Consider the following 26,735-nt stretch of genomic DNA (forward strand, 5'->3'; position numbering starts at 1 on the left):
GTTGGAAAATACCGCCGGTCGCCGCCTGGGGGATCGGGCAACCAACACGATCGGCGAAGCGTTGGTCCATTGGCGCGGATGCGCAGGGCTCCCGCGATTGACACCTTAGCGACATGAGTGAGCAGGCCGCCACGCCAGTTGACCAAGGCCTTGTCGTCGACGCGCGCGCGTTCGACGCCGCCATGTTCGATCTGGACGGCGTCGTCACCCGGACCGCGACACTTCACGCGACCACCTGGCGCCAGCTGTTCGACGACTTTCTCCGGCGCCGCGCCGAAACGAAGGGAGAGGCGTTCCGGCCCTTCGATGTGGAGCGCGACTACCGCACATATGTGGACGGCAAGCCGCGCCACGACGGGATCCGCAGCTTCCTGGCGTCGCGCGGGGTCACGTTGCCGGAGGGCAAACCGGACGATCCCGCCGATCGTGAGACCGTCTTCGGTCTCGGCGCCCGCAAGAACCAGCTCTTCCGCGAGGCCTTGGCCCGGTCCGGCGTTGAGGTGTTCGAAAGCTCCGTCGAACTCATCCGCGAACTGCGCGAAGCGGGCCTGAAGACCGCGGCGGTCACTTCCAGCAAGAACGCTGCGGCTGTGATCGCGGCGGCCGGCCTCGCGGACCTGTTCGACGCGTGTGTCGACGGTGTCGAAGCGGAGCGTCAGGGGCTGAAAGGCAAGCCCGCGCCGGACATCTTCATGTATGCTGCCCGGCTCCTCGGCGTCGACGCCAAACGCGCCATGGGGGTGGAGGATGCGCTCGCCGGCGTGGAGGCGATCCGGGCCGCGGGCTATGGCCTCGTCGTCGGCGTCGACCGAGCTGGGCAGGCCGCCGCCCTGCGTCAGCATGGCGCCACGCTCGTCGTGCAGGATCTGGGGGAGCTGCGGATCGTCCCGGCGGCGCCGGCCGCTCCCATGGGCCTGCCGGCGGCCCCCAGCGCCGCGGCCGAGTGGTCGCTCGTGGAGGAGGGCTTCACGCTCACGCGGGAGCACGAGCTGGAATCGATCTTCGCGATCGGAAACGGCTATCTCGGTTCCAGGGGTTCGCTGGCGGAAGGGAGCGGGATGTCCGCGCCCGCCACTTTCGTCGCCGGATTGTTCGATTCGCAGCAGGGACCGACGCCCGGCCTCGCCATCCTGCCGGATTGGGCGAAGCTCTCTATGAACATCGAGGGCCAGCCTCTCCGACTGGATACGGGCAGGACCCTCGATCACCGCCGGATGCTCGACATGCGGCAGGGGATCCTCTGGCGCGAGTGGCGACACGAGGACGCCGCCGGTCGGATCACACGACTGCGGGGTCTGCGCCTCGCCTCCCTGGCCGACCGGCGTCTGCTGATCCAGTCGGTTGCGGTGTCGCCGGAGAACTATAGCGGGACCGCAAGCCTGGAGGTCCCTCTCGATGAGACGGTGACGCACCGACTTGGTAACGGCGCCATCATTGCGCTCGCCACCGCAAGCGCGCTCCGCGAGATCGGCGACCGCAGCGCCGCGTCTGAGCACCGGCCCAAGCCGCCGATGGTGTTGGAGCTCGAACTCGGGAAGACCTACCGGTTCGACAGGGTGGTCGCCGTCTGCACCTCAAGGGACCAGGATCAGCCGGAGGCCGCAGCCCGCAGCCATGCCGGCCGCGCGATCAACGCAGGTCTGCCGGCCCTGATCTCCGCCCACCGGGAGGCCTGGAGGGTCAGGTGGGAAGCGAGCGACATATGCATCGACGGTGACCCAGCCGCGCAGCGCGCGCTGCGCTTCGCGGTCTATCACCTGCTCAGCGCCGTAAACCCCGACGATGACCGCGTCTCGATCGGCGCCCGGGCGCTCACGGGCGCCGCCTACAATGGACATGTGTTCTGGGACACCGAGATCTTCATGCTGCCGTTCTACGTGCTGACGTGGCCGGAAGCGGCCAGGGCCCTGTTGACCTACCGCCATCGGACGCTCCCGGCGGCGCGGGACAAGGCCGCGCGCCATGGGGAGCGGGGCGCGTTCTACGCCTGGGAGTCCGCCGACACCGGTCAGGACGTGACGCCGCCCTTCGTTGTCGCGCCGAATGGGGAGGTCGTCCCGATCCTGCTCGCCGACCAGGAGCAGCACATCAGCGCCGACGTCGCCTATGGCGTCTGGACCTACTGGCGCGCGACCGGGGACGAACGCTTCCTCCTCGACGCCGGCGCTGAGATCCTCCTGGAGACCGCTCGTTTCTGGGCGGGCCGCGCGAGGATGGAAGGCGACGGCCGCCGGCACATTCGCGGGGTGGTGGGTCCGGACGAGTACCACGAGACGGTCGACGACGACGCCTACACCAACGGCATGGCGCAGTGGAACCTCGAGGTCGGCGAAGCGGTGGCGAGACTCCTCGGCGAGCGTTGGCCGGAGCGGTGGCGGGCGCTTTCGAGCGCCCTGGGCCTGGACTTGGACGAGGCCCTCTCCTGGGCGGCAGCCGCGCAGGAGATCCATACGGGCTTCGACGCGCGCACGGGCCTCTTCGAGCAGTTCGAAGGGTATTTCGCCCTGGAAGACATCGATCTCACCGCCTTCGAACCCCGCAACGCGCCGATGGACGTCCTCCTGGGCCGCGACAGGATCCGCGGGTCGAAGATCATCAAGCAGCCGGATGTGGTGATGCTGCTGCATCTGCTGTGGGACCGGTTCCCGCCGGAGGTCCGAACGGCGAATTTTCGCTACTATGAGCCGCGCTGCGCGCACGGCAGCTCCCTCAGCCCGGCGATCCATGCGGCGGTCGCAGCGCGGCTCGGCGACGTGGCGCTCGCGGAGCGCTATTTCCGGCAGGCGAGCGAGATCGACCTGTCCGACAACATGGGTAACGCGGCCGGCGGCGTGCATGCCGCAGCCCTGGGCGGCCTGTGGCAGGCCGCCGTCTTCGGCTTCGCCGGCCTTCGGCCCAGTGACGAGGCGCCAGTGTGCGAACCGAACCTGCCGCCGCACTGGCGTGAGTTGTCGTTTCGGCTCAAATGGCGCGGTCGGACCTACGAATTCAATCTGCCCACCGACCGCGCGCCGGCCGGAAACGGGACCCAGGAGCGTGGGTCATGAGCGGCAACTCCGTGATCCTCGTGCCGCTGGACGGAAGGAGCGCCGCCTTGCCGGCCCTCTCGGTGGCGAAGGTCTTCTCGGAACTGGAAGGTGCGCCGGTGCGCATCCTGCATGTGACCGCGCAGGCCCTGCCGACGGCGGACTTGGCTCGTCAGCTCGGACTCGGGCCTTTAGAGCTGCCCGGCGCCAGCCTCGAGGCCCGCGCCGGCGAACCCGCTGCCGCCATCCTGGCGGCGGCCGGCGACCTGCACGCCCGTCTTATCGTCCTTTGCACCCACACCGCGCCGGGCAGCCCAGCCGCGAAGGTCGGCGCGACGGCCCTTTCCGTGCTGCGCGGGGCATCCTGCCCGGTGATCTTGGTCAACCCCGCACGACCGCTGCATGACTGGCGGCTGAGAAAGGTCCTGCTTCCGCACGAGGGGACCCCCGCCACCAGCGATGCCGCCAAGCCCGGCGCCGAGCTCGCGCGCCGCGCCGGCGCCGAGCTCCTGGTGCTGTTGGTCGCCGCGTCGGGCGCCGCCAATCCCCAGGAGCGGGGCACGCTGACCTCGCCCTTCTACCTGGACCAGCCCCAACATGAGTGGCCGGTGTGGGCAGGCGAGTTCCTCGAGCGGCTGGCCTGCATCTGCCCGCTCGCCGACCTGCGCGTCCGGCTGCTGCTCGGGCGCGGGTCGCCGTCGTCAGAGATTCTGCGTGTCGCGCGTGAGGAATGCATCGACCTCATCGTCCTGGCCTGGAGGGGGGCTTGGGCCCCTGAGCACGCTGAGACCCTCAAGGCCGTCGTACGTGAAGCGGCGTGTCCCACGATGGTCGTACGTGTCTGAGTCGGCAGCTGCGTCCGTCACCGGCGCGCTTGCGCCACGTCAATTCGCCGAACCGGGATTTGCGCGAAGGTCGCCGGGCCATCGAAGGGCGAAACCCATGACCACCCCCGACAGTCGGATACAGGCCACCCGCACGGATCTCACCTCGTGAAGGTGGCCGTCTTCGAAGCCGCCGAGTGGGAACACGACGCCTGCCTACGCCTCGAGCCGAAGCACCAGGTCCGCTGCACCGCCGAGCGGCTGACGCCTGCTCGCGCGCGGGAGTTCGCCGACGCCGAAGTGGTGACGACCTTCATCAAGTCCGAACTCACCGCCGCGGTGATCGCGCAACTACCCGACCTCAAGCTCATCGCGACGCGCTCGACCGGCTATGATCACGTCGACCTGGCCGCCTGCGCTCGGCGGGACGTCGCCGTCTGCAACGTCCCCGACTACGGCGATCCCACAGTGGCCGAGTACGCCTTCGCCCTGCTGCTGGCGGTGTCGCGGCGGATCGTGGAGGCCGCTGCGCGGACCCGCGCCGGTGACTTTGGGATGGAGGGGCTGCGTGGCTTCGACCTCGCCGGCCGGACCATCGGGGTCGTGGGGGCGGGCCGCATCGGGCGGCGGGTGATCCAGATTGCGCGCGGGTTCGGGATGACGGCGGTCGCGACGGATACGGTCCCCGATGCCGAGGCGGCGCACCGCCTCGGCTTTGAGTACGTGAGCCTCTCCGAACTCCTTCGTCGGTCCGACGTGGTCAGCCTGCACGTCCCCGGCAGCGCTGAGACGCGGGCCCTGATCTCGGACGCCGAGTTCGCGCAGATGAAGCCAGGCTCGGTGCTCATCAACACGGCGCGTGGCGGCGTGGTGAACGCTGCAGCCCTCGTGCGCGCGCTGAGCAGCGGACGCCTGGCCGGGGCGGGGCTGGACGTTCTCTCCGAGGAGCTGCTCCTGCGCGAGGAGGCGGAAATCTTCCGCCTGGATACACCATTGTCGCCGGAACAACTGCGCGAACTGGTGGCGGCGAACGTGCTCATCCGGCAGCCCAACGTCGTCGTCACGCCGCACATCGCCTACAACACTCAGGAAGCGCTGCATCGCATCCTCGCGACCACGCTCGACAACATCGAAGCCTTCGCCCGGGGCGAGCCTCGGAACCTGGTGGTCCGGCCGGAGGCGGCAGGAGCTGAAGGGGAGCCCCGTCCATGACCCGCCATCGCCAGGCCTCCGTCCAGGTCGCCGCGCTCCCTGAGCGGCTGTTCGCCCATCTCGACGACCAGACGCGGCTGGCGGCGCACATGGCTCGTCCCTCGATGATGATGGGCGGCGGGCGGATGACCTACGACTTCGACGAGAGGCGCGGCCAAGCGGTCGGCTCGCACATCCGGATGGGCGGCCGGGCGTTCGGCCTGGAGCTCTTCGTCGACGAGGTGGTGACCGAGCGCACCCCGCCGCGCCGGAAGGTCTGGCGCACCGTGGGACGGCCGCGGCTGATCATCATCGGCGACTACGAGATGGGCTTCGAGGCGACGCCGGTCCCCGACGGCGCCGCCTTGCGCGTCTGGATCGACTACGAGCTCGCGCCGGCCGGCCTGGGCCGTCTGGTCCCGGCCCTGGCGGACGCCTATGCGCGCTGGTGCGTCGAACGGATGGCGGGCGACGCCCGCCGCACCTTCGGCGCCGTTGCGCCGGTCAGAGCCGGACGCCCCTCAGCCTGAGCGCGTTGGTCACCACGCTGACGCTGGACAGCGCCATGGCGCCAGCGGCGATGGCGGGCGATAGCAGCCAGCCAAACACCGGATAGAGCACGCCGGCAGCGATCGGCACGCCGGCGACATTGTAGGCGAAGGCGAAGAACAGGTTCTGGCGGATGTTGCCCATCACCGCGCGCGACAACCGCCGCGCCTTGATCAGGCCCTGCAGGTCCCCCTTCAGCAGGGTGACCCCGGCGCTCTCGATGGCGACGTCGGACCCAGCGCCCATGGCGACACCCACCTCGGCGGCGGCCAGGGCCGGGGCGTCGTTCACCCCGTCGCCGGCCATGGCGACCTTGCGGCCCTCGGCCCGGAGCCTCTGGACCACGGCGGCCTTCTCCTGCGGCAGCACCTCGGCTTCGACCTCGGTGATCCCGAGCTTGCGGGCGACAGCCAGGGCCGTGGTGCGATTGTCGCCGGTCATCATCACCAGCCGTACGCCCTCGGCCTGCAGGGCCTGGACGGCCTGCAGGGTGGTGGCCTTGATCGGGTCGGCGATGGCGAAGACGCCGGCCACGGCGCCATCGACCGCGGCGAAGATCGCCGTGGCGCCGTCGGCGCGCAGGGTCTCGGCCTCCGCATCCAGGGCGGTGGTGTCGACGCCTTGTTCGGCCATGAACTTGCCCGATCCGAGGCTCACGCGATGGCCGTCGATCACACCCAACACCCCCTTGCCGACCGGGGAGTCGAAGTCGGCCGGCTGGGAGAGCGCGAGCTTGCGGTCGCTGGCGGCCCGCAGGATGGCGTCGGCGAGCGGATGCTCGCTGCCGCGCTCGAGGCTGGCGGCCAGCCGCAGTAGTTCAGCCTCGTCGAAACCCGCCGCCGGGCGGATGGCGATGACGGCCGGCCGGCCCTCGGTCAGGGTGCCGGTCTTATCGATGACGATGGTGTCGATCTTCTCGAAGCGCTCCAGGGCCTCGGCGTTCTTGATCAGAACCCCGGCCTGGGCGCCGCGACCGACGCCCACCATGATCGACAGCGGGGTGGCGAGGCCCAGCGCGCAGGGGCAGGCGATGATCAGCACCGACACCGCCGCGACCAGGGCGAAGGCGAACCGGGGCTCGGGACCGACGGTCGCCCAGACCGCAAAGGCGATCGCCGCCACCAGGATCACCGCGGGCACGAACCAGCCGGAGACCAGGTCGGCCATGCGCTGGATCGGCGCGCGGCTGCGCTGGGCCTGGGCGACCATCTGCACGATCTGGGAGAGCAGGGTGTCGGCGCCCACCTTCTCGGCCCGCATGACGAAGGAGCCGGTCTTGTTGATGGCGCCGCCGATCACCTTGTCACCAGGTTCCTTGGTTACCGGCATGGACTCGCCCGTCACCATGGACTCGTCGATCGCGACCCGACCCTCGACGAGTTCGCCGTCGACCGGGACCTTCTCGCCGGGGCGGACGCGCAGATTGTCGCCCACCAGGATCTGGTCGAGTCCGACCTCCTCGTCGGTCCCGTCCGCGCGGACCCGCCGCGCGGTCTTGGGCGCGAGGTCCAGCAGGGCCTTGATGGCGCCGGAGGTCTGCTCGCGGGCGCGCAGTTCCAGCACCTGGCCCAGCAGAACGAGCACAGTGATGACCGCGGCGGCCTCGAAATAGATCGGCACGCTGCCGTCGGCGCGGCGGAAAGCGGGCGGGAACAGGTGCGGCGCGACGGTCGCCACGACGCTGTAGGTCCAGGCCACCCCCACACCCATGGCGATCAGGGTGAACATGTTCAGGTGGCGGGTGACCAGCGACTTGGCGCCACGCTCGAAGAAGGGCCAGCCGGACCAGAGGACGACCGGGGTGGCGAGCGCGAACTGGATCCAGGCCGAGGTCTGGCCGCTCACACGCATCATCAGGCCCGTGAGGTGGCCACCCATCTCCAGCGCGAACACCGGAAGGGCGAGAACCAGCCCGATCCAGAATCGCCGGGTGAAGTCCGTGAGCTCAGGGTTCGGGGCGCTGTCGGCGGAGACCAGCTCGGGCTCGAGGGCCATACCGCAGATGGGGCAAGAGCCCGGGCCGACCTTCTGGATCTCCGGGTGCATGGGGCAGGTGTAGATGGTCCCTTCCGGAGCCGCGGGCGCCGCGACGTTGCTGCCGTCGAGATAGCGCGCGGGGTCCGCCGTGAATTTCGTACGGCAGCCGGCCGAGCAGAAGAAGTACGGCTTCCCATCCAGCTCCGCGCGGTGCGGCGTGGTCTCCGGATTCACGGTCATGCCGCAAACGGGATCAAGCACCTTGCCGGCCGTCGGAACCTCGCCATCGCCCGCGTGATGGTGGTGGGCGTGATCGTGTTGAGAAGGGGGGTTCGGCATGACCGGATAACTCCGCAGCGAGTAGCACTCAGCTATACCCCCGCAGGGCATGTTGTCAAATACCCATAGGGGGGTATAGTGCAGCCTCCATGGGAGGACGGCCTTGAACCATAACGACAAGCCGAAGCTGCTGAACCGCCTCAGTCGTATTGAGGGCCAGGTCCGAGGGATCGCCCGCATGGTCGACGAAGACCGGTACTGCATCGACGTTCTCACACAGCTGCAGGCTGTCCGCGCGGCGTTAAGGCGGGTGGAGTCCGAAATTCTCAAAGACCACCTGGATCACTGCGTCACGGGCGCTCTGGTGGACGGCGACGAAGCGGAGAGGCGAGCCAAGGCTGCGGAACTCATCGCGGTGCTCGATCGCGCGCTGATCTAGTCGCGGCTCGTCTTGGGGGGATTTCCGACGGTCGGGGCGTAATGGAGGCGGTGAGGCGCGTCTTTCCTAGTGGAACGACCCCCTCACTGGAGATTTGGACATGCGCCCTACCATTTTCATCGCCCTGGCCGCCGCGGCCGCCCTCGTCGCCGGCCCCAGCTTCGCCCAGGAAGACCACAGCGCCCACCATCCCGCCTCTGACGCGAAGCCTGCGGTCGCAGCGCCCACGCCCGGTGGCATGGAAGGGATGAGCCAAGCCGACATGCACAAGATGTGCATGGGCATGATGGGCAAGGACATGGCGCCCAAGGCGGTCCACGAGCACAGCCGCGAAAAGAGCGGCATCGCGATGTGGCCGAATGGCAAGCCGCTCAGCAAGGACGAGATGGCGGCGATGCATAAGAAGTGCGCCGGCATGATGGAAGGCGAGCACATGGCGCCTGCGCCGAAATAGCGCGTCCAGCCAAGTAGCGACGCTCTGAACAGTCGCACCCCCGTTGCGCGAAGCCGTTCAGACGGCATCAGTCTCAGGTTTGGCGGTGAGCCACCCGCTGAACTGGCGGATGGCCGCGGTCTTGAACAGGTCCGCGGCCATCACCCCATATCGGCGAGACCCCTGCGGCCCCGCCGGTCGCTCAAGAGCGCGGTAGGACCGCAGCGCCCTCAAGTCCACAGGATGGGCAGCGGTCAGCATCGCCGCCCGTCCGGCGCCCAGAACGAACGTCGGACCTCCCTTGAGAGCCTGCTTGATTCCGAGCCCTCACGAGTTCTCGGAGTGACAGGCGTGGCAAAGGCCGGTGGCCTCCGCCATCCAGCCGGTCAGCACAAAGCCTCGCGCCAGGGCGATCGCCTTGGCGATCTCGCGGGCGCCGAGGTCGAGTTCGAAGACGCGGGTGCAGCAATCGCAGATCAGGAACTGGGCGTCGTGCGGCGCGCCTGGGCCGGCGCAGACCACGAACATGTTCCGGCTCTCGATCCGGTGGGCGAGGCCAAGGTCCAGCAGAAAGTCCAGGGCGCGATAGACCGTGGGCGGTTTCGCCGACCCTCCGTGGCGGCCGAAGCCAGCCACCAGATCATAGGCCCGCGCAGCGCCGCCCGCACGGAGCAGCAGTTCATAGGTGCGAGCCCGCGGCGCAGTCCAGCGCTGTCCGGCGGCCTCGCAGCGGGAGCGTCCGGCGACCAAGCGTTCGGTGACAACCCGATCCATGACCCGCGCGTCGACGTTGTGCGAACACTCGACGTGGGGCGTCATGCCGAAAGCGCGTGGTCTGGCGCGGCGTGGTCGTGGGCGCAGAGCGCATGGTTGGCCAGGGTCTCGATCACTCGGCATTCGGCCGCGGGGCCCTGGCAGCCGGCCGAGACCATGCGGGTCAACTCCGTCCGTAGGGCTTCGAGCTGGGCGATCTTGGCCTCCACCGCCACCAGGTGTTCCTGCGCCAACGCATTGGCGTCGTCGCAGGCGCGATCAGGATGGTCGGCCAGGTCGAGCAGGGTGCGGATAGCCTCGACGGCGAACCCCAGTTGCCGGGCGTGCTTGATGAAGGCCAGGCGGTCCAGGGTTCGGGCGCCATAGACCCGGCGCTGATTTTCCGCCCGAAGCGGTTGCGGCAGCAGCTTGATCTGCTCGTAGAAGCGAATGGTCGGAACCTTGACCCCGGTCGCCTTGGCCAGTTCGCCGATCGAAAATTCCATCGCGAATCCTCCTGAGGCTAAAATGGGCGCTTGCTCCTCTAGCCGCTAGAGGGTACATCGAGACGCCGATGACTCGGGTCTCCCATCCCCTTCCTGACGAGGCGACGCTCCGGCGCACCGCTTCCAGCTCGCGGACGGGCAGGGCTGTTCAGGCCCGTCTTGGCGAAGCTCGTCGCGTGGAAGCTCTTTGCGCCTTGGGCGCGAACCGGTAGGAAGGCGACGTGGCGAGACCTCGCATCCTCAGGGCGACGGCAAAGGCTCAGACGCTTGAAGGCGCCGGCTGGCGCGTCGCCATGTCCTGCCTCATGGCCCTGACGATCTTCGTCTCCACCCTGATCTGCGCCACCAATGCCTGCTCCGCCTTCGACGGCGACCAGGCCGTCGCGAGCCAGACCTTCGACGGCAAGGCGCTCTCCGCGACGCCAGACTCCGCGGCCGACAACGCGCTCCACGGCAAGATCGCCGGCGGCTATGCGAGCTGCACCGGCCACTGCGCCGCCCATGCGCTCAGCCTGCCCACCCCGCTGATCCAGATGGTCCTCTTCGCGCCGACCGCAGCCGCCTGGCGACTTGCCCTGGCGGCGCCACTGGCGCGGGGCGGTCCCGTCCTGCTGGAACGTCCCCCCAGACTCTGACGCCGTCGCGCCCTTGGGGCGCCGCCGTCTTCACAGTCATAGGGAAACCCCACCACCATGCCGTTTGTCATGTGTCGCGCGCCGCGTTTCGCGGTCGCGAGCACCGTCGCCTTGCTGAGCGCGCTTGCGCCGGCCAGCCGATCCGTCGCCGACCCCGCGCCGCCCTTCGCGGCGCTGCTGCAACAATCCCAGGTCACCGCGCCACGGCTTGCCGAGGCGGTCGCGGGCGTCCGTCAATCCGAAGGCCTCGCCCGTCAGGCCGCGGCAAGGCCCAACCCCACCGCCTCGCTCGGGGTGGAGAACTTCAGCGGCTCAGGATCCTTCCGGGGCTACGACGAGGCCGAGACCACGGCCTCGATCGAGCAGCCGCTCGAGCTGGGAGGCAAGCGGGCCGCCCGTGTCACCGCGGGCAGGGCCGGCGTCGAGGCCGCCCGGGCGCGGCTTGAACGGGTCCGCGCCGACTTCGGCTTCGACCTCGCATTGGCCTATGCCGAGGCCGACGTCGCCGAACGCCGGGCCACCCTGGCCGAGGAAAACGTGGCCCTGGCCTTGGAGGATCTGAGGGTCGCCAAGGCCCTGGTGGAGGCCGGCCGGGTCGCCGAGTTGAACAGCTATCAGGCGCAGGCGGCGGTTAGCGCCGCCCGCGCAGCCCTGGATGCAGCTCGGGCGGCCCAGGCGGAAACCCTGGCGCGGCTCACGGCGCTTTCAGGCTCGCCCGAGTCGTTCACCAGCCTGTCGGAAGACCTGCTCGCCCGGCGGTCTGGCCCCGCCCCCGTTGGGGATCTGGACGTCACCCGCTCGCCCCCGGTGCTGGCGGCCCAGGCCGAACGCGACGAAGTGGCCCACCGGGTCCGCGTGGAGCAGACCCGGGCCATTCCCGACGTCACCGCCTCGCTGGGCTATCGCCGGTTCGCCGGGGACGACAGCCACGCCCTGGTCGGCGGAATTTCCGTCGCCTTGCCTCTGTTCGACCAGAACCGGGGCAATGTAGCCGCAGTCCGCGGCGAACTGGCGGCCGCTGACGCCCGGCTGAACGCCGCGCGCCTCGACGCCACGGCGGACGGTCGGTCCGCCCTGTTCCAGATCGAGGCGGCGCAGTCCCGTGCGGCGTCCGCCCTGCTGGGCGAACAGGCGGCAAGGGAAGCCTATCGCCTGACCCGGATCGCCTACGAGTCAGGGAAATCCCCGCTTTCCGACCTGACCACCGCCCGCCGCGGCCTGGCCGACGCGCGCGCCCAAACCCTTGACACCCAGCTTGCCCGCATTCGGGCGGAAGCGGGCCTGGCCCGGCTGCTTGGCCGCGCGCCCTTCGGAGTGAACTGATGCCCCGCACCTTCAATCCGCCCGAGGGTCGCCGCTGGCTCATGGCCACGGCGGCCCTGATCGCCGCGACCGGCCTGGGCTTCGCCGCGGCGAAGTTCACGACCCCCAAACCGGCCTCCGTCCCAGAGGCTGCGAGCGCCGCGTCCGATGCGCCGCCCACTGTCCTGGAGATGGATCCGGCGCGCCTCACCGCGTCCGGGGTCCAGGTCCAGACCGTCTCCTTGGGCGACCTGGCCTCGGAGATCGTCGCCCAAGGCGCCGTCGAAGCCGAGCCCACTGGCAAGGCGATCCTCACCGCCCGCGCCGCCGGATCGATCGCGCGCCTGACCAAGCGTCTCGGCGATCCCGTTCGCGCCGGCGAGACCCTGGCCCTGGTCGAGAGCCGCGAAGCCGCCCAGATCGCAGCGGACCGCAGCGTGGCCTCCACCAAGGCCGACCTGGCTCGAAAGGTCCTGGCCCGCGAGCGACGGCTCTACGAACAGAAGGTCAGCCCCCGTCAGGACTACGAGGCCGCCCAGGCCGAACTGGCGGCGGCGGAGGCCGAGTCGCGTCGCGCCGCCACGGCGGCCGGCGCGGCCGCCGTCTCTCAGGATGGTCGATACCTGGCGGTGACCAGTCCGATCTCCGGGCGGATCACAGCCATGACCGCAAGCCTCGGCGCCTTCGTCCAACCCGAGACCGCGCTGTTCGAGATCGCCGATCCCAGGAAGATCCAGATCGAGGCGGCGGTCACCGCCACGGACGCCCAGCGCGTCCAGCCGGGAGACGCCGCGATCATCGAGATCAGCACGGGCCAGACGGTCGCGGCGGTGGTCCGATCGGTCACCCCAGGCGTCAACGAGGAAACTCGCTCCGCCACCGTGGTCCTTGTGTTGACCGGGGACGCCAAGGCCCTGCAGCCGGGCCAGCTGGTGCGCACGCGGATCACCACGCGGCGCTCGGCCACCACCGGGATCGTGGTCTCCCAGGACGCTGTGCAGACCCTGAATGGCCATGACGCGGTGTTCGTCCGCACCACCAAGGGCTTCCGTGTCCAGCGGGTGACCCTCGGCCAGCGGGCCGGTGGTCGTGTGGCGATCGTCGAGGGCCTCACCGCCGGTCAGCAGATCGCAGTCAAGAACGCCTTCCTGCTCAAGGCCGAGCTCGGCAAGGGTTCGGAGGACGAAGAATGATCGGCCGGATTCTCGCTCTCTCCGTCCAGGCGCGCTGGTATGTGATCATCATCACCCTGATGGTAGCCATTCTCGGCGGCTGGCAGCTGACCAAGCTGCCCATCGACGCCGTTCCCGACATCACCAACAAACAGGTCCAGATCAACACCGTCTCCCCGGCGCTCTCCCCGGTGGAGATCGAAAAACGCGTCACCTTCCCGGTGGAGACGGCGCTGGCCGGTATCCCCGGCCTGGAGACCACCCGCTCGATCTCCCGCAACGGCTTCAGCCAGGTCTCGGCGATCTTCCGGGAGGACACCGACCTCTATTTCGCCCGCCAACAGGTGGCCGAACGGCTGACCCAGGCCCGTGACAGCCTGCCGGCCGCGGTTCAGCCGCAGATCGGTCCGGTCACCACCGGGCTCGGCGAAGTGTTCATGTACTCCGTCGAGTTCACCCATCCCGCCGGTCGAGGCGCGCCCCGGCGTGACGGCGTGCCCGGCTGGCAGAGCGACGGCGCCTATCTCACGCCGGAGGGCGAGCGCCTGACGGACGTGGTCGCCCAGGCCGGCTATCTTCGCACGGTTCAGGACTGGATCATCCGCCCGCAACTGCGGACGGTGGACGGGGTCGCGGGCATCGATTCCATCGGCGGCTACGCCAAGCAGTATGTGGTCGAGCCCGACCCGGCCAAGCTGGCGGCCTACGGCATCTCCTACACCGCCCTGGCCAAGGCCCTGGAGGCGGCCAACCTCTCGGTGGGCGCCAATTTCGTCGAGCGCGCCGGCGAAGCCTATCTGGTCCGCGCCGACGCCCGGGTGCGGGATCTCGATGAGATCGAGAGCGCGGTGATCGCCACCCGAGGCACGGTCCCCGTGGCGGTGCGAGACGTGGCCCTGGTGCGGGTTGGCGGCGACCTGCGCACCGGCGCGGCCAGCAAGAACGGCGAGGAAGTGGTGATCGGCACCGCCCTGATGCTGATCGGCGAGAACAGCCGCACCGTCGCCAAGGCGGTCGGGGACAAGCTGGCCACGGTCAGGACGTCGCTGCCGCCCGGGGTGGAGGTCAACACAACCCTCGACCGCTCGGTGCTGGTCAACGCCACCGTGGCCACGGTCCAGCGGAACCTGATCGAGGGCGCAATCCTGGTGGCGGCGACCCTGTTCCTGCTGCTGGGCAACGTGCGCGCCGCCCTGATCGCCGTCCTGGTCATCCCCTTGTCATTCCTGATGATGGCCATCGGCATGAACAGCCTGAAGGTGTCCGGCAATCTGATGAGCCTGGGGGCGCTCGACTTCGGCCTGATCGTCGACGGCACGGTGATCATCATCGAGAACTGCCTGCTTCGGCTGGCCGAGCGGCAGCATCGCGAAGGCCGGCTCCTGGTGCTGCGCGAACGCCTGGAGACCGTGCTCAGGGCCGCCCAGGAAATGATCCGTCCGACCGTCTATGGCCAGGCGATCATCTTCCTGGTTTTCGCGCCCCTGCTCACCTTCACCGGGGTGGAGGGCAAGACCTTCTCGCCCATGGCGATCACCATCATGCTGGCCCTGGCCGCGGCCTTCATCCTGTCGCTGACCTTCGTCCCAGCCATGGTGGCGATCCTCATGCGCGGAAAGGTGGCCGAGAAGGAGGTTCACCTGATCCTCTGGACCAAGGGTTGGTACGAGCCGCTTCTGCAGCGCTCCATCGCGCGACCCTGGCCGTTCATCGGCGCGGCCCTTGGCGTCTTCGCCCTGGCTGGGGTGGTGTTCACAACCCTCGGCCAGGAGTTCATCCCTCAGCTCGACGAGAAGAACGTCGCCATGGGGGCGCTCAAGATTCCCTCCACGGCGCTGGAGCAGTCGCGGACCATGCAGCAGCAGGTCGAGAAGGCGGTCACGGCGCTGCCGGAAGTGGAGATGATGTTCTCCAAGACTGGCACCGCCGAGGTGGCGACCGACCCCATGCCCGTGAACCAGTCGGACGGCTTTGTGATCCTGAAGCCGCAGAAGGACTGGCCCAAGGGCGTCAGGACCAAGGCCGATGTCGTCGCTCGGATCGAGGCCGCCGCCGCCCCGTTGCTCGGCAACGCCTACGAAGTCACCCAGCCGATCCAGATGCGGTTCAACGAGCTCATCGCTGGGGTGCGCGGTGATGTGGCGATCAAGCTCTATGGCGACGATCTCGACAAGATGAGCGCCGCGGCGGCCAAGATCGGCGCCGTGCTGCAATCCATACCGGGCGCCGATGGCGTCCTGGTTGAACAGACCGCCGGGGCTCCGACCCTGGAGGTGCATTTTGACCGCGCCGCCATCGCCCGCTTCGGCCTGACCGTGGAGGAAGTCGCCGACACCGTCTCCGCCGCGCTGGGCGGCCGCGAGGCGGGCGAGGTGTTCGAGGGCGATCGCCGGTTCGACATCGTGGTCCGCACGGCGGGCGACCAGCGTAACGACCTCGACGTGCTTGGCGCCCTGCCGGTGATGCTGCCGGGCGGCGAGGGGCATGTTCAACGATCCGTCCCGCTGCGTGAGGTGGTGCAGTTCCGGTTCTCCGACGGCCTCAACCAGGTCAGCCGTGAGGACGGCAAGCGCCGGGTGGTCATCCAGGTCAATGTCCGCGATCGCGACATCGGCTCCTTCGTCGCCGAAGCCCAGGCCAAGGTCGGCAAGGTATCCTTGCCCACGGGGTCCTGGATCACCTGGGGCGGCCAATACGAGACGCTCAAGGCCGCGACAGCCCGCCTGGGGCTGGTCGTGCCCCTGTGCTTCATCCTGATCTTCGGCGTTCTCTACATGGCGCTGGGCGGCTTGGCGCGGGCGGCCACGGTTTTCGCCGCCATCCCGCTCGGGCTGGCCGGTGGGGTCTTCGCCCTGGCCCTGACTGGCATCACCTTCTCGATCTCGGCGGCCGTCGGTTTCATCGTCCTGGCCGGGGTCGCGGTGCTCAACGGCCTGGTCGTGATGATGAGCATCGGCGAGCGGCTGGGGCAGGGGCGCTCCGTCGCCCAGGCCATCTATGAAGGGGCCATGGAGCGGGTGCGTCCGGTGGTGATGACCGGCCTGGTGCCGGCCATCGGCTTCATCCCCATGGCCCTGGCGCATGGCACGGGCGCCGAGGTGCAGAAACCCTTGGCCATGGTGGTGATTGGCGGCTTGATCACCGCCACCGCCGTGACCCTGCTGGTCCTACCGGCCATCGCCAAACTCGTCCTGGAGCTGGGAGAGAAGCGATCCCGGCCCGATGAGGTCCCGTCAGCCACGTCCCCCCAGCCGAGCTGACGGGCGCGCCGGCGCGGGCCGAAGAGGTTCGCGTCGGCGTCTCGCCTTTGAGTTTTCCAGGCGCCGTAGGGCGCGAGCGAAAGGAAGTTCCATGGAAGCGTCAGGCCCCGCGGTCCTGCTGCGGATCTACACCGACGAAAACGCCCTGGTCGGCGACCGGTCCCTGGTCGACGATATCGTCCGCCGCGCCCGCGACGCTCACCTCGCCGGAGCCACGGTGCTGCGCGCCATCCAGGGCTTCGGGCAATCGTCCCGGGTCCACCAGCGCCGTCCGCTGCACCTGGACGATAATATGCCGGTGGTCATCGAGTTCGTGGACCAGGAGGCGCCTCTTCGGGCCTTCGTCGCCAAGCTCGCCGATTTACGGGAGATCGGCCTGGTGACCATGGAGAAGGTCGAGGTGCTTCGTTATGGCGCTCACGCGGCGCGGGATTGACGCCATGCGGAGCCTTCAATTCGGAACGTCGCGCTGGCGGTCGATGGGTCGCCTGACCTTCGCCATGCTCGCCACGCTGGGTCTGACGGCCTGCGCAACGCCGATCTATGGCGGCGCCGAGCGCCTTGATGTGGCCGTCGTCTCGCAAAGCGTCCGGGGGTTCGAATTCAGGAACCCCGACGTGTTGGCGGGCCCCCACGGCATGCGGGTTCACGGCGCGCTCTGCCGCAAGCTGTCCTGGGCCCAGGCGCCCAATCGGCTGCGGCTGGACCTGGTGGGCCCTCAGGGCGCAGCCGTGGCTTCGACGACCCAGAGACTATGGGGTTTGCCAAGAACTGATCTGCGGTGTGTCTTCTACGATATCCCCACGGGCTGGACGGCGCAGCCCGGCCAGACTCTCCACCTGACCGCCGAGTAGATCGCCCATGACCTCCATGCTGGTCTTCACCCTTGCGCCCGTGCTGGCCGCCGTCACCGGCGCGGGGATCACGGCCTGGCGTCGGCCAGGGCCGCAGCTGGTCAGCGCGATCCAGCATTTCGCGGCCGGTGTGGTGTTCGCCGCGGCCGCAGGGGAGGTCCTGCCCGACCTCAAACACGCCGGGGCGGTCTGGCCGGTGATGATCGGCGGTGGGGCCGGCATCGTGGTGATGTTGCTGGTCCAGTCATTGGAGGCGCGGGTCTCCGGGCCTGTGGGGCTGCTGGCGACCATCGGCGTCGACATCTTCATCGACGGTCTGGTCCTGGGCCTGAGTTTCCTGGCTGGTCAGACCCAGGGCCTGCTGCTGACCATCGCTCTGACAATCGAGATTCTGTTCCTGGGCCTGACCATCGCCGTGGGCCTGAAGACCGGCAGTTGGGTCCGTTCCGTGACCATGACGGCGCTCATCGCATTGCTGCTGCCCCTGGGCGCCCTGCTCAGCGGGCCGATCAGCCTGCTGCCCGCGCCGGTGATCACCGGGTGCTTCGCCTTCGCCCTGGTGGCTCTGCTCTACCTGGTCACCGAGGAGTTGCTGGTGGAGGCCCATGAGGTCCGCGACCGGCCCTGGATCACGGCGATGTTCTTCGTGGGCTTCCTGCTGCTGCTGTTGCTGGCCGACCTCATGGAAGCCGCGCCCGCCTGAGGCGGGGCAGGGCGGTCCAACGCGCAAGCCACTCCAGCCGCGGCACACGACGCCGCCGCGGGGCTAGGCGCGGACCTGTGAACGCCGGTTGCTCATCCAGAAACCCGTCGCGATCGCCAACACCGTCAGGACCTGGGCGACGACGCCCTCGAGGGTGGGGAACAGGCCGATGAGCTCAAGGCGCGGGATCGCGGCCAGCGGATGGATGTCCAGCATCCCGGCCTCCTGCAGGGCGGCGACGCCCTTGCCGGTCAGCACCACCGCCAGGGCGGAGATCAGCATCGAGCTGTAGGAGAAGAACTGGGAAATCGGCAGCCGCTTGCTGTAGCTCAGCAGGGCCCAGGCGATCGCAACCAGCCCGACCACCGCCGTGGCCGCGCCGGCCAGGATCGCGACCCGCGCGCCTTGGCTCCACATGGCCGCATAGAACAGGATGGTCTCGAAGACCTCGCGATAGACCACCACGAAGGCCAGCAGGAACAGGAACCAGGCCGAGCTGCGGGACAGGGCGGCCGACAACTTGTCCTTGATATAGGCCTGCCAGGCGTCGGCCCGGCCCTTGCCGTGCATCCAGACCCCGACCGAGATCAGCACGACGGCGGAGATCAGCGAGCCGAATCCTTCGGTCAGTTCGCGGCTCGCGCCGCTGATCGAGATCAGATAGGTGGCCGCCGCCCAGGTCAGGCCGCCGGCGACGAGGGCGGAGATCCAGCCGCCGTGGACATAGGGCAGCACGTCGCGCCGGTCGGCCTTGCGCAGGAAGGCGATCATGGCGACGACGATCAGCAGCGCTTCCAGACCTTCGCGTAGCAGAATGGTCAGGGCGCCGGCGAAGCTGGCCGCCGGGCTGGCCTTTTCCGGCGCCAAGGCCCGCTGCGCGAGGTCCATGAGCGCGTTCACATGGCCGACCTGCTCGCGAACCTCCCCGGCCGGCGCGCCGCGCGTCAGGCTGGCGCGCAGCTCGCCCATGGCGGCCTCCACCCGGGTCATCAAGGCGGCGTCGCGCGCCGTCAGGGCCGGTTCGATGGGTTCGAAGCCGTCGAGATAGGCCGCCAGCGCAAGCTCCTTGGCGGCGGCGCGATCGCCCGCCTCATAGGCGGCCAAGCTTTCGGCCAGCTTGGCGCGGGCGATGTCGAGCGTGCCCGCGTCCTGCGGTGCGACGGCCTCGGGATGACGCCGCAGATAGGCGACCAGCGCCAGGGCATGGTCCTCGCCGACGGCGCCCGCCAGGGCGGCGGGGGTCGTCTGGGTAAGCGCCTGGAGGGTTTGGACCCGGGCGCGCAGCTTCGGATCGGACCGCCACAGCTGTTCTCCGGCTCGGGCCTGCGCATCGTCGAAGGCGAAGCGGCCGACATAGAAGGCCAGCGCCCAGCGATCGTCGGCCGGGAGATCGGCGAAGCTGGGCATTGCCGTGCCGTCGAGGCCTTGGCCGATCACCTGGTAAAGCCCGAACACGCTGCGCTGGCGCGCGCGGGCGAGGTCGGCGAAGGCCACCGGCGGTGGGTTGAGGGCCTTGGCGTTGGGGCCATCACCGTGACCGCTGACGCCATGGCAGGTGGCGCACTGCTCGACATAGAGGCTCGCGCCGCGGGCGAGGTCGGGCGCCTTGGCTGGCGCAAGCGGGGTCGGGTAGGCGGTCAGGAGGTCGGCGCCCAGCCTGTGCGCACGATCGGCCACGTCGGCGGGGTCGGATTTTTGGGCGATGGCCGTCACCAGGCCATCGGCGCCGGCGATCAGGGCCGGCTTGGCCGGGGTGGGGGGCAGGCCGGCGATCCGTTCGCGGACGGAGGCCGAGAACTCCTTCATCTCCGCATATTCGGAGAGACTGACCACCTGACCGTTCTGGATCGCGCCCGGATAGTCGACAGCCAGATAGTCCAGCAACCGCCAGGCCACCTGGGCCGATGGCGTGGTGGGGTCCGCCCGCCCAAGCGCTGGCAGCGCAAGGATCGCCAGGGCGCAGAATAGGGCGGACACGCGGTGGAGCGGAGGCATGGGACTCATACTTGCGATTAAGAATAGCTCTTAGTTGGACCCTAGATGCTCTAGCCGCTTTAGGATCAAGAGCTAATTTCGGCGTGACGCGGGAGATGGGCGCCGTGGGGCCGCCGCTGAGATGATCCCGTGGACGTCGGCCGGGGGCCTTGGCGGGCGCCAGGTCCTGCCACCGTCAGCGAGACAGATGTCCACGCGAAGTCGCGATACTCTTAGATCGCCATGTCGCCTGATGTGCCTGGTCCGACGCCAGCGAAAGTGTCATGGCCAGTCATTGGCCCGCCACACCGACCTGACGCATCGGCGGCTGCGGATCTTATCGGCCGGGAGTCGTAACCTCGTCGGCGAACTAGCCGGACGCCAGATTGTCGATCACCCGCCTCAACTTTGCGGAGACGGCTTGGGCGGCCTCTTTCAGCGCCGGATTGTCGATCGCCTGCATCGACGCGACGGGATCGATCGCCGCGACCTCGGTGCTTTCCGGTCCTGCCGCCTGCAGGACAACGTTGCAGGGCAACATCGTCCCCACCTTGTCCTCCAGACTGAGCGCCTCGTGGGCCAGGGCCGGATTGCAGGCTCCCAGGATGCGATAATCCCGAAAATCGACGCCGAGCTTCTCCTTGAAGGTGGCGCGGACGTCGATCTGCGTGATCACCCCGAAACCCTCGGCCTTCAAAGCTTCGATGGTGCGCCGCACGGCGTCGGCGAACGGGATCGGAAGGGTCGTGGCGAAGTAGTAGGACACGATTGGCTCCTAGCCGGGACGGTAGGCGCCTGTGTGGCGGTCGAAGATGTAGCGCTGAACCAGCGCGCCGCCCTCGGTCGTCACCACGTCGGCGGTGACGGTGTCGGCGTCGGTCTCCTTGACCGCCCCTAGCTTCACCCGGGGATTGCCCTGGTACTGGAGATAGCGTTCCATGTAGGCCTGCACTTCGGCGGCGCCGAGGTTGAGGTTCGAACGCTGGGCGCCCCAGCCGGGGCCCATATAGCCACAACCCCCGCACCACGAGCCGTTGCCCATCATCATCCCGGGGCCCATCATTCCGTGACCCATCATCCCCGGGCCCATCATCCCTGGACCCATCATCCCTGGACCCATGGTCCCGGGCTGCGTCATATGGCCCCCCATCATGCCGGGGCCCATGCCGCCTTGCCCGGATTGCGCGACTGCGTCGCCGGCCAGGCCCATCGCCACCACCATCGCCGCCCATGCGGCTGACTTCGAAAAGCGCATTGAACTGTCTCCGATATGGTTTGTCCGCGAGCACGCCTCGGCGTCTCAAGCAGACATTGCGACGGAGTAGCGGCGCCCGCCTTGAGCGAGATCAACCAGGCCGGGCATGACCTTGAGGCTGAGCATCAGCGCGCCTCGCGGACGAAGGTGACAGCCTGAGCAAACGCATCGCGTTCAAGGTCACCAGCACCGTCGCGCCGGTATCGGCCAGGATCGCCGGCCACAGGCCGGTGACGCCGATCACCGTTGTGACCAGGAATACGGCCTTCAGGCCGAGCGCGATGGTGATGTTCTGACCGATATTGCCCATGGTGCGCTTGGAGAGCGCGATCATGTCGGCCACGTCGCTCACCCGGCCGTGCAGGGCCGCGGCGTTGGCGGTTTCCAGCGCCACGTCGGTCCCACCACCCATGGCGATGCCGACCTGCGCGGCGGCGAGCGCCGGCGCGTCGTTGATGCCGTCTCCGACCTTGGCCACCTGGTGTCCCTCGGCCTGGAACTGCTGGACGATCCTCTGCTTGTCCTGCGGCAGCAGGCCCGCGCGGACCTCGATGCCCAGCTGCTCGCCGATCGCCTGGGCGGTGCGGGCGTTGTCACCGGTCAGCATGACGGTCCGGATCCCGGCCTCGGTCAGCCGCGCCAGGCCGCGCTTGGCGTCGGCCCGGGGCTCGTCGCGCATGGCGATGGCGCCCAAGATCTCGCCGTCGCGCAACAGGATGGAGACGGTCTTGCCCTGATCGCTCAACGCGGCGACGGCGGCGGATTGCGCGGGCGACAATGCGGTCTGTTCGCCGGCCGCTTCGGCCGACCCCAGGAAGAGGCGCGCGCCGTTCACCACGCCGGTGACGCCCTTGCCGCCCACCGCGGCGGAGTCCTTCGCCTGGCCTACCACCACGTTGTCAGCCTCGGCCTTGGCCAGGATCGCGCTGGCCAACGGGTGGCTGGACCCGGCTTCCAGGGCGGCGGCAAAGGCGATCACTTCCGTCTCGGCGCCGGAGAAGGCGATCACGTCGGTGACCTTTGGCTTGCCTTCGGTGAGGGTGCCGGTCTTGTCGAAGGCCACCAGGGTGATCTTGCCCAGGCTCTCCAGCACCGCGCCGCCCTTGAGCAGCAGGCCTCGCCGCGCGCCGGCCGAGAGGCTGGCGGCGATAGCCGCCGGCGTCGAGATCACCAAGGCGCAGGGGCAGCCGATCAGCAGGATGGCCAGGCCCTTGTAGATCCAGCCGTGCCAGGCGGCGCCGAACATCAGCGGCGGGACCACGGCCACCAGGGCGGCGACCACCACCACGGCAGGGGTGTAGTAGCGCGAGAACCGGTCGATGAAGCGCTCGGTCGGAGCCTTGCTCTCCTGGGCCTCCTCCACCAGCTTCACCACCCGGGCGATGGTGTTGTCGGCCGCCGCCGCGGTTACCCGGACGCCCAGGGCGGTGTCGGCGTTGACGGTCCCAGCATAAACCGTCTCGCCGGGGGACTTGCGGACCGGGGTGCTTTCACCGGTCACCGGGGCCTCATTGACCTCGCCGGACCCGGTGGTGATGACGCCATCGGCCGGGAAGCGGTCGCCGGGCCGGACCAGGATGATGTCACCGACGGCCAGGCTGTCGGCCGCCACCTCTTCCAGGGATCCGTCGCGGTCTAGGAAGGCGGTCTTGGGCGCCAGTTGGCTCAGCGCTTGGATGCTTGCCCGCGACTTGCCGGCGGCGACCCCTTCGAGCAGTTCGCCGATCAGGAACAGGAACACCACCGCGGCGCCTTCCTCCGAGGCGCCGATGAACACCGCGCCCACGGCGGCGATGGTCATCAACATCTCGATGGAGAAGGGCGTGCCGGCCAGCGCCGCCATCACCGCGCGGCGGCCGATCGGCAGCAGGCCCGCCAGCATCGCGATCGTGAACGGCCATTGTCCGGCGGTGGGGACCAGCTTGGCGACCCCGAAGGCGAGGACGAAGGCAAGGCCGGCGACCAGCATCAAGCGGCCCTTCGGCGATCGCCACCAGGCCTTGGGGGTCTGCCCCGCCGCGGACATGGCGTCCGCATGGGAATGACCCGCGTGGTCGTAGTCGGCGTGATTGTGGCCGGTCGGCGCAGCCGGGGCGCCAGCGAGCGGCGCCTCCGTCACGCCATAGCCGAGGCCCGAGAGCTTCCGGATCAGGTCCGGAAGCTCAGCCTTCGGCGTGTGGTCGACCACCATGCTGCCGTTGGCGACCGTGACCGAGACCTCGAGCACGCCGTCGACGCGCCGGGCTGCGGTCTCGATCTTTGCGGCGCAGGACGGGCAGTCCATGCCCTCGACGCGATAGCGGGTCTTGAGCTGTTGCATGTGGCGAACCTCGAATGAGGTCTGAGCCTAACTCCTCCAGTCGCTAGAGGAGCAAGCGCGTTCTGGGGCGGCCCTAGGTTCCGGACTCGCCAAGCCGCTTTGCAAGTCGACGACGATACGGCGCCGACCTGGTCAGCGATCAGTGCACGTGCCCATGCCGGTGGTGCAGGTCTGGATAGTGCGGGTGCTTGTGGGTCATCGGCAGGTGGCGATGCGGATGGCTGTGGGGCTCACCGGGCGGGTCCAGCGTCCCGTGATCATGCTGGTGATGGGCGTCATGCACGTGACGGTGTTCGTGCTCCATGAGCTCGTGCGCGTGCTCGTGCTCGTGCGCCTCGGCGAGGTGCAGCCATAGTCCCACGGCCATCAGACCCGCCGCGATCAGCAGCTGGGCCGTCACCGGTTCATGGAAGACGGCCAAGGCCAGCAGCGCGCCGATGAAAGGCGCCATCGAGAAATAGGCCCCCGTCCGCGCCGCGCCGAGGTGACGTAGCGCCAGAACGAAGAGAACGAGGCTCACCCCATAACCCAGGAAGCCCACCACACCCGCGCCTGCCAGCGGCGTCAGGGGCGGCATATGCGCGCCCGTCGACAGGGCCAGGACCAGGTTCACCGCGCCGGCCACAAGACCCTTCAGCATGGCGATCTGAACCGGGTCGGCCGAACTGAGTTTGCGGGTCAGGTTGTTGTCGACCCCCCAGGCCAGACAGGCGCCGGCAATGGCCAGGGCACCCAGCCCGAAGCCCGCGGGTCCGCCCTGCCAGGAGAGGAGGATGGCCCCTCCGAGGATTGCGGCGGCGCCGATCAGCAATCGCCGGTCGACGTTCTCTTTGAACACCAGCCAGGCGATCGCCATGGTCGCCAGGCCTTCGACATTGAGCAGCAGGGCGGCCGAGGAGGCCGGCGTGGTGGAGAGGCCGATCATCAGCAGGACCGGTCCGATCGCGCCTCCAGCCAGGATCACCAGAGCGAGCCAGGGCAAGTCCGCCCGCCGCAACGGCGCCTCCGTGGGCGCGATGCCTAAGGCGCGCCGCCCAAAATGAACTACGCTCAGCCCGAGACCCGATCCCAGATAGAGCAGTCCTGCCAGGAGCCAGGGACTGACCCCACCCCCCAGCAACAGCTTGGCCAGCGGAGTGCTGGCGCCGAACAGCGCCGCGGAGCCCAACGCCATTGGGACGCCCGGCCAACTTGTCCACTTGCGGGTCATGTGATCATGCTCATGCACGGATCTAGGCCGTGGCTCTTGGGCCGAGCAAGATCACGCCGGCTCCGATCAGGCAGATCACTGCGCCCACAGCATCCCACCGGTCCGGGCGAACCCCCTCGACCGCCCAGAGCCAGGCCAAGGCCGCGACGATGTAGATGCTGCCATAGGCGGCGTAGGCGCGCCCCGCCGCCGCGGTGTCCACCAGGGTGAGCAGCCAGGCGAACACGGCCAGTGACGCCAGGCCGGGCGCCAACCACAGCGCCGGCTTGCCCTGCCGCAGCCACATCCAGAAACTGAAGCAGCCGCCGATCTCAGCCAGGGCGGCCAGGGCGTAGATCAACCCGGTCTTGATCATCTGGCCGGCGCCTGGTGGCGGGCCGAAACGGCATAGGTGATCGGCGCGGCCAAATCTTCCAGGATCGTGCAGTCGGGGCCAGGGCCTCCGGCGCACGAGACATCGCAGGTCTGGACAAAGCCGGCGATGCTGCGCTCAAGGGCTTTCAGCTCCACCAGCTTGGCGCGGACGGCATCCAGGTGCTGCTGAGCCAGGTCCCGGGCCTCGGTGCAGGAGCGTGTGTCATCGGTCATCAGGGTGACCAGGGTACGGACCTGCTCGATCGGGAAACCGAACTCGCGGCAGCGGCGGATGAAGGTCAGCCGCTTGACGTCGTCCTCGCCAAAGCAGCGTTGCCCGCCCTGTCTGCGGTCAGCCGGCGGCAGGAGGCCGATTTCCTCATAATATCGGATGGTCGGCGCATTGGTGCGGGTGCGTTTGGCGAGTCCGCCGATCCTAAGCGACATGAAGGGGTTCCGGGACCATGTGAAGTTCAAGTGACTTCAGGGATGTAGCCCGACAAGCCAGGGATCGCGAAGCGCCGAATCTAGCTCTTGAACCTCAAGTGGCTTGAACTTTTAGGCTGGGTTCGAACCGGAGCTGAAGCATGTCGCAAACCCTCGACCCTCCCATCGCCTGCACCCTGGCCGCAGGCGACTTCAAGGCCCGCCTGGCCTGGATCGCCAACCTGAACACCAACTTCCTGCTCAGCCACAGTCGCGGGGACCTCACCCTGGAACTGACCTATCGGCCCCAGGCGCGAGACCAGGTCCGCCAGATGGTCGGCCAGGAGCAGGCCTGTTGCGCGTTTCTCGGGTTCGACCTTCGCGAGGCCGATGATGCGATCCACCTGACCATCACCGCGCCGGAGCCGGCGCGCGAGGCCGCCGAGACGGTCTTCGCCCCGTTCGAATTGAATGCGCCCTCGGCGCGGGCCGCCTGTGGGTGCTGCGGCGGAGCGGCCGCGTGAGCAAGATCGAGACAGCGCCCGCATCCCGGGCGAACCGCGTCGCCGGCGCCACCGCCGTCATCGTGGCCGGCGGAGCGCTGGCCTGCGGGGTTTGTTGTGTCCTGCCCTTCGCCTTGCCGGCCGCGGCCCTGGCCCTCTCGGGCGGCGCCCTGGCCTGGTTTGGCGCGCTCTATTCGTGGATGACCGCGGTCGCGGTGGTCGCGGTCCTGGTGAGCTGGGCCTGGATCGGGTGGACGAGCGTGCGCGCACGTCGGCGTCCCGCGCGATCGACCTGGATCACCATGGTCGGTGCGACCTTTGTCCTGGCGGCGGCCTTGGCCTGGCCGCACCTCGAAGGCGTGGTGGTTGGACTGGTGCGCCCTTGAAGCCCTGGCCCACAGGGTCGAGGTCACGACCTGCTGCGTGCGCGGGCCAGCATGGCCTCGATCTCCGCGGCCACCTGGCGGCCACGTCGGAAAGTGGGAAGCGCGCGACGCTAGATATTGTCGATAGTCATCGAGGGCGATACGGTCGTCAATCGCATTGAAACGGCAACGATGTCTCAATAGAAGATGATAGATGCTGAATTGAGTGCATTGTAGAAAGTTGAATGAAATCGATAACTTAGTATTTGTCAGTCCCGATGACGGTATTTCAAACCTTTGTGATCGACAATCATAATGAAAATCAGAGAGTTATGGGTTAGATCAATAATCGAGTGGGAATAGGGCCGGCCTAGCCGCCCCCAGGCCGTCACGCCGAGGCGCGGACCGGAAGTTTCCAGTTCGGG

Annotated in this window: 25 protein-coding genes; 15 read left to right on the top strand and 10 right to left on the bottom strand. The window is 68.7% G+C overall.

All coding sequences use genetic code 11. The features are described from left to right. Positions 1-113: 113 nt before the first annotated feature. The 4 genes from AC1RN5_RS22160 to AC1RN5_RS22175 all read left to right on the top strand — a co-directional run bounded on the left by AC1RN5_RS22160 (position 114) and on the right by AC1RN5_RS22175 (position 5,571). Positions 114-3,047: a beta-phosphoglucomutase family hydrolase gene (locus AC1RN5_RS22160; protein WP_493044036.1), complete on the top strand. Its 2,934-nt coding sequence runs from the start codon at positions 114-116 to the stop codon at positions 3,045-3,047. Beyond that, positions 3,044-3,871 carry a universal stress protein gene (locus AC1RN5_RS22165; RefSeq protein ID WP_493044038.1) on the top strand — a complete coding sequence of 276 codons (828 nt, stop codon included), beginning with the start codon at positions 3,044-3,046 and terminating at the stop codon, positions 3,869-3,871. Before AC1RN5_RS22160 ends, AC1RN5_RS22165 begins: the two co-directional genes overlap by 4 nt. A 147-nt stretch (positions 3,872-4,018) precedes the next feature. After that, on the top strand, positions 4,019-5,062 hold the full coding sequence (locus AC1RN5_RS22170; RefSeq protein ID WP_493044040.1) for a hydroxyacid dehydrogenase: 1,044 nt from the start codon (positions 4,019-4,021) through the stop codon (positions 5,060-5,062). After that, on the top strand, positions 5,059-5,571 hold the full coding sequence (locus AC1RN5_RS22175; protein WP_493044042.1) for an SRPBCC family protein: 513 nt from the start codon (positions 5,059-5,061) through the stop codon (positions 5,569-5,571). The genes AC1RN5_RS22170 and AC1RN5_RS22175 overlap by 4 nt, the downstream gene beginning before the upstream one ends. On the opposite strand, the gene AC1RN5_RS22180 is transcribed toward AC1RN5_RS22175, so the two are convergent. Beyond that, positions 5,546-7,906 carry a heavy metal translocating P-type ATPase gene (locus tag AC1RN5_RS22180; protein ID WP_493044044.1) on the bottom strand — a complete coding sequence of 787 codons (2,361 nt, stop codon included), beginning with the start codon at positions 7,904-7,906 and terminating at the stop codon, positions 5,546-5,548. The two genes, AC1RN5_RS22175 and AC1RN5_RS22180, sit on opposite strands and share 26 nt — an antisense overlap. A 103-nt stretch (positions 7,907-8,009) precedes the next feature. Here AC1RN5_RS22180 and AC1RN5_RS22185 point away from each other — a divergent pair, with 103 nt between their 5' ends. Then, complete coding sequence (locus AC1RN5_RS22185; RefSeq protein WP_493044046.1) at positions 8,010-8,285, top strand: metal-sensitive transcriptional regulator; 276 nt, start codon at positions 8,010-8,012, stop codon at positions 8,283-8,285. A 100-nt stretch (positions 8,286-8,385) separates the two neighbouring features. Then, a complete protein-coding gene (locus tag AC1RN5_RS22190; RefSeq protein ID WP_493044048.1) occupies positions 8,386-8,739 on the top strand; it encodes a hypothetical protein in 354 nt (117 codons plus the stop codon). A 306-nt stretch (positions 8,740-9,045) separates the two neighbouring features. Here AC1RN5_RS22190 and AC1RN5_RS22195 read toward each other — a convergent pair whose 3' ends face one another. Together AC1RN5_RS22195 and AC1RN5_RS22200 are read right to left on the bottom strand one after the other, a co-directional pair. Continuing rightward, a complete protein-coding gene (locus AC1RN5_RS22195; protein WP_493044050.1) occupies positions 9,046-9,537 on the bottom strand; it encodes a Fur family transcriptional regulator in 492 nt (163 codons plus the stop codon). After that, positions 9,534-9,977: a MerR family transcriptional regulator gene (locus tag AC1RN5_RS22200; RefSeq protein ID WP_493044052.1), complete on the bottom strand. Its 444-nt coding sequence runs from the start codon at positions 9,975-9,977 to the stop codon at positions 9,534-9,536. Before AC1RN5_RS22200 ends, AC1RN5_RS22195 begins: the two co-directional genes overlap by 4 nt. A gap of 293 nt (positions 9,978-10,270) precedes the next feature. Here AC1RN5_RS22200 and AC1RN5_RS22205 point away from each other — a divergent pair, with 293 nt between their 5' ends. From AC1RN5_RS22205 to AC1RN5_RS22235, 7 genes are all read left to right on the top strand, one after another. Further along, the gene (locus AC1RN5_RS22205) at positions 10,271-10,612 is read left to right on the top strand and encodes a hypothetical protein (protein WP_493044054.1); all 342 of its coding nucleotides are present in this window, start codon (positions 10,271-10,273) and stop codon (positions 10,610-10,612) included. A 111-nt stretch (positions 10,613-10,723) separates the two neighbouring features. Beyond that, entirely contained in the window at positions 10,724-11,935 is a 1,212-nt protein-coding gene (locus AC1RN5_RS22210; protein WP_493044056.1) for a TolC family protein, read from the top strand. Continuing rightward, entirely contained in the window at positions 11,935-13,107 is a 1,173-nt protein-coding gene (locus AC1RN5_RS22215; RefSeq protein WP_493044058.1) for an efflux RND transporter periplasmic adaptor subunit, read from the top strand. The genes AC1RN5_RS22210 and AC1RN5_RS22215 overlap by 1 nt, the downstream gene beginning before the upstream one ends. Further along, on the top strand, positions 13,104-16,346 hold the full coding sequence (locus AC1RN5_RS22220; RefSeq protein WP_493044060.1) for an efflux RND transporter permease subunit: 3,243 nt from the start codon (positions 13,104-13,106) through the stop codon (positions 16,344-16,346). The genes AC1RN5_RS22215 and AC1RN5_RS22220 overlap by 4 nt, the downstream gene beginning before the upstream one ends. A gap of 91 nt (positions 16,347-16,437) precedes the next feature. Continuing rightward, positions 16,438-16,782 carry a DUF190 domain-containing protein gene (locus tag AC1RN5_RS22225; RefSeq protein WP_493044062.1) on the top strand — a complete coding sequence of 115 codons (345 nt, stop codon included), beginning with the start codon at positions 16,438-16,440 and terminating at the stop codon, positions 16,780-16,782. A 4-nt stretch (positions 16,783-16,786) separates the two neighbouring features. After that, the gene (locus AC1RN5_RS22230) at positions 16,787-17,200 is read left to right on the top strand and encodes a hypothetical protein (RefSeq protein ID WP_493044106.1); all 414 of its coding nucleotides are present in this window, start codon (positions 16,787-16,789) and stop codon (positions 17,198-17,200) included. Positions 17,201-17,207: 7 nt separating this feature from the next. After that, a complete protein-coding gene (locus tag AC1RN5_RS22235; protein ID WP_493044064.1) occupies positions 17,208-17,903 on the top strand; it encodes a ZIP family metal transporter in 696 nt (231 codons plus the stop codon). A gap of 63 nt (positions 17,904-17,966) precedes the next feature. On the opposite strand, the gene AC1RN5_RS22240 is transcribed toward AC1RN5_RS22235, so the two are convergent. The 7 genes from AC1RN5_RS22240 to AC1RN5_RS22270 form a co-directional block, all read right to left on the bottom strand. Continuing rightward, positions 17,967-19,898: an FTR1 family protein gene (locus tag AC1RN5_RS22240; RefSeq protein ID WP_493044066.1), complete on the bottom strand. Its 1,932-nt coding sequence runs from the start codon at positions 19,896-19,898 to the stop codon at positions 17,967-17,969. A gap of 349 nt (positions 19,899-20,247) precedes the next feature. Next, positions 20,248-20,643, bottom strand: coding sequence for a DUF302 domain-containing protein (locus AC1RN5_RS22245; protein WP_493044068.1), 396 nt, complete (start codon positions 20,641-20,643; stop codon positions 20,248-20,250). Between the two features lie 9 nt (positions 20,644-20,652). After that, positions 20,653-20,955, bottom strand: coding sequence for a hypothetical protein (locus tag AC1RN5_RS22250; protein WP_493044070.1), 303 nt, complete (start codon positions 20,953-20,955; stop codon positions 20,653-20,655). A 268-nt stretch (positions 20,956-21,223) separates the two neighbouring features. After that, entirely contained in the window at positions 21,224-23,452 is a 2,229-nt protein-coding gene (locus AC1RN5_RS22255) for a heavy metal translocating P-type ATPase (protein ID WP_493044072.1), read from the bottom strand. A 139-nt stretch (positions 23,453-23,591) separates the two neighbouring features. Continuing rightward, entirely contained in the window at positions 23,592-24,662 is a 1,071-nt protein-coding gene (locus AC1RN5_RS22260) for a DMT family transporter (protein ID WP_493044074.1), read from the bottom strand. Positions 24,663-24,684: 22 nt separating this feature from the next. Continuing rightward, a complete protein-coding gene (locus AC1RN5_RS22265) occupies positions 24,685-25,017 on the bottom strand; it encodes a YnfA family protein (protein ID WP_493044076.1) in 333 nt (110 codons plus the stop codon). Continuing rightward, positions 25,014-25,463: a MerR family transcriptional regulator gene (locus AC1RN5_RS22270; protein ID WP_493044078.1), complete on the bottom strand. Its 450-nt coding sequence runs from the start codon at positions 25,461-25,463 to the stop codon at positions 25,014-25,016. The genes AC1RN5_RS22265 and AC1RN5_RS22270 overlap by 4 nt, the downstream gene beginning before the upstream one ends. Before the next feature lie 140 nt (positions 25,464-25,603). On the opposite strand from AC1RN5_RS22270, the gene AC1RN5_RS22275 reads away from it, so the two are divergent. Both AC1RN5_RS22275 and AC1RN5_RS22280 read left to right on the top strand, forming a co-directional pair. Continuing rightward, positions 25,604-25,966 carry a hypothetical protein gene (locus tag AC1RN5_RS22275; protein ID WP_493044080.1) on the top strand — a complete coding sequence of 121 codons (363 nt, stop codon included), beginning with the start codon at positions 25,604-25,606 and terminating at the stop codon, positions 25,964-25,966. Further along, positions 25,963-26,331: a hypothetical protein gene (locus AC1RN5_RS22280; protein WP_493044082.1), complete on the top strand. Its 369-nt coding sequence runs from the start codon at positions 25,963-25,965 to the stop codon at positions 26,329-26,331. The genes AC1RN5_RS22275 and AC1RN5_RS22280 overlap by 4 nt, the downstream gene beginning before the upstream one ends. Positions 26,332-26,735: the final 404 nt, after the last annotated feature.

The sequence above is a fragment of the Phenylobacterium sp. GW821-FHT12F10 genome, assembly GCF_058806695.1.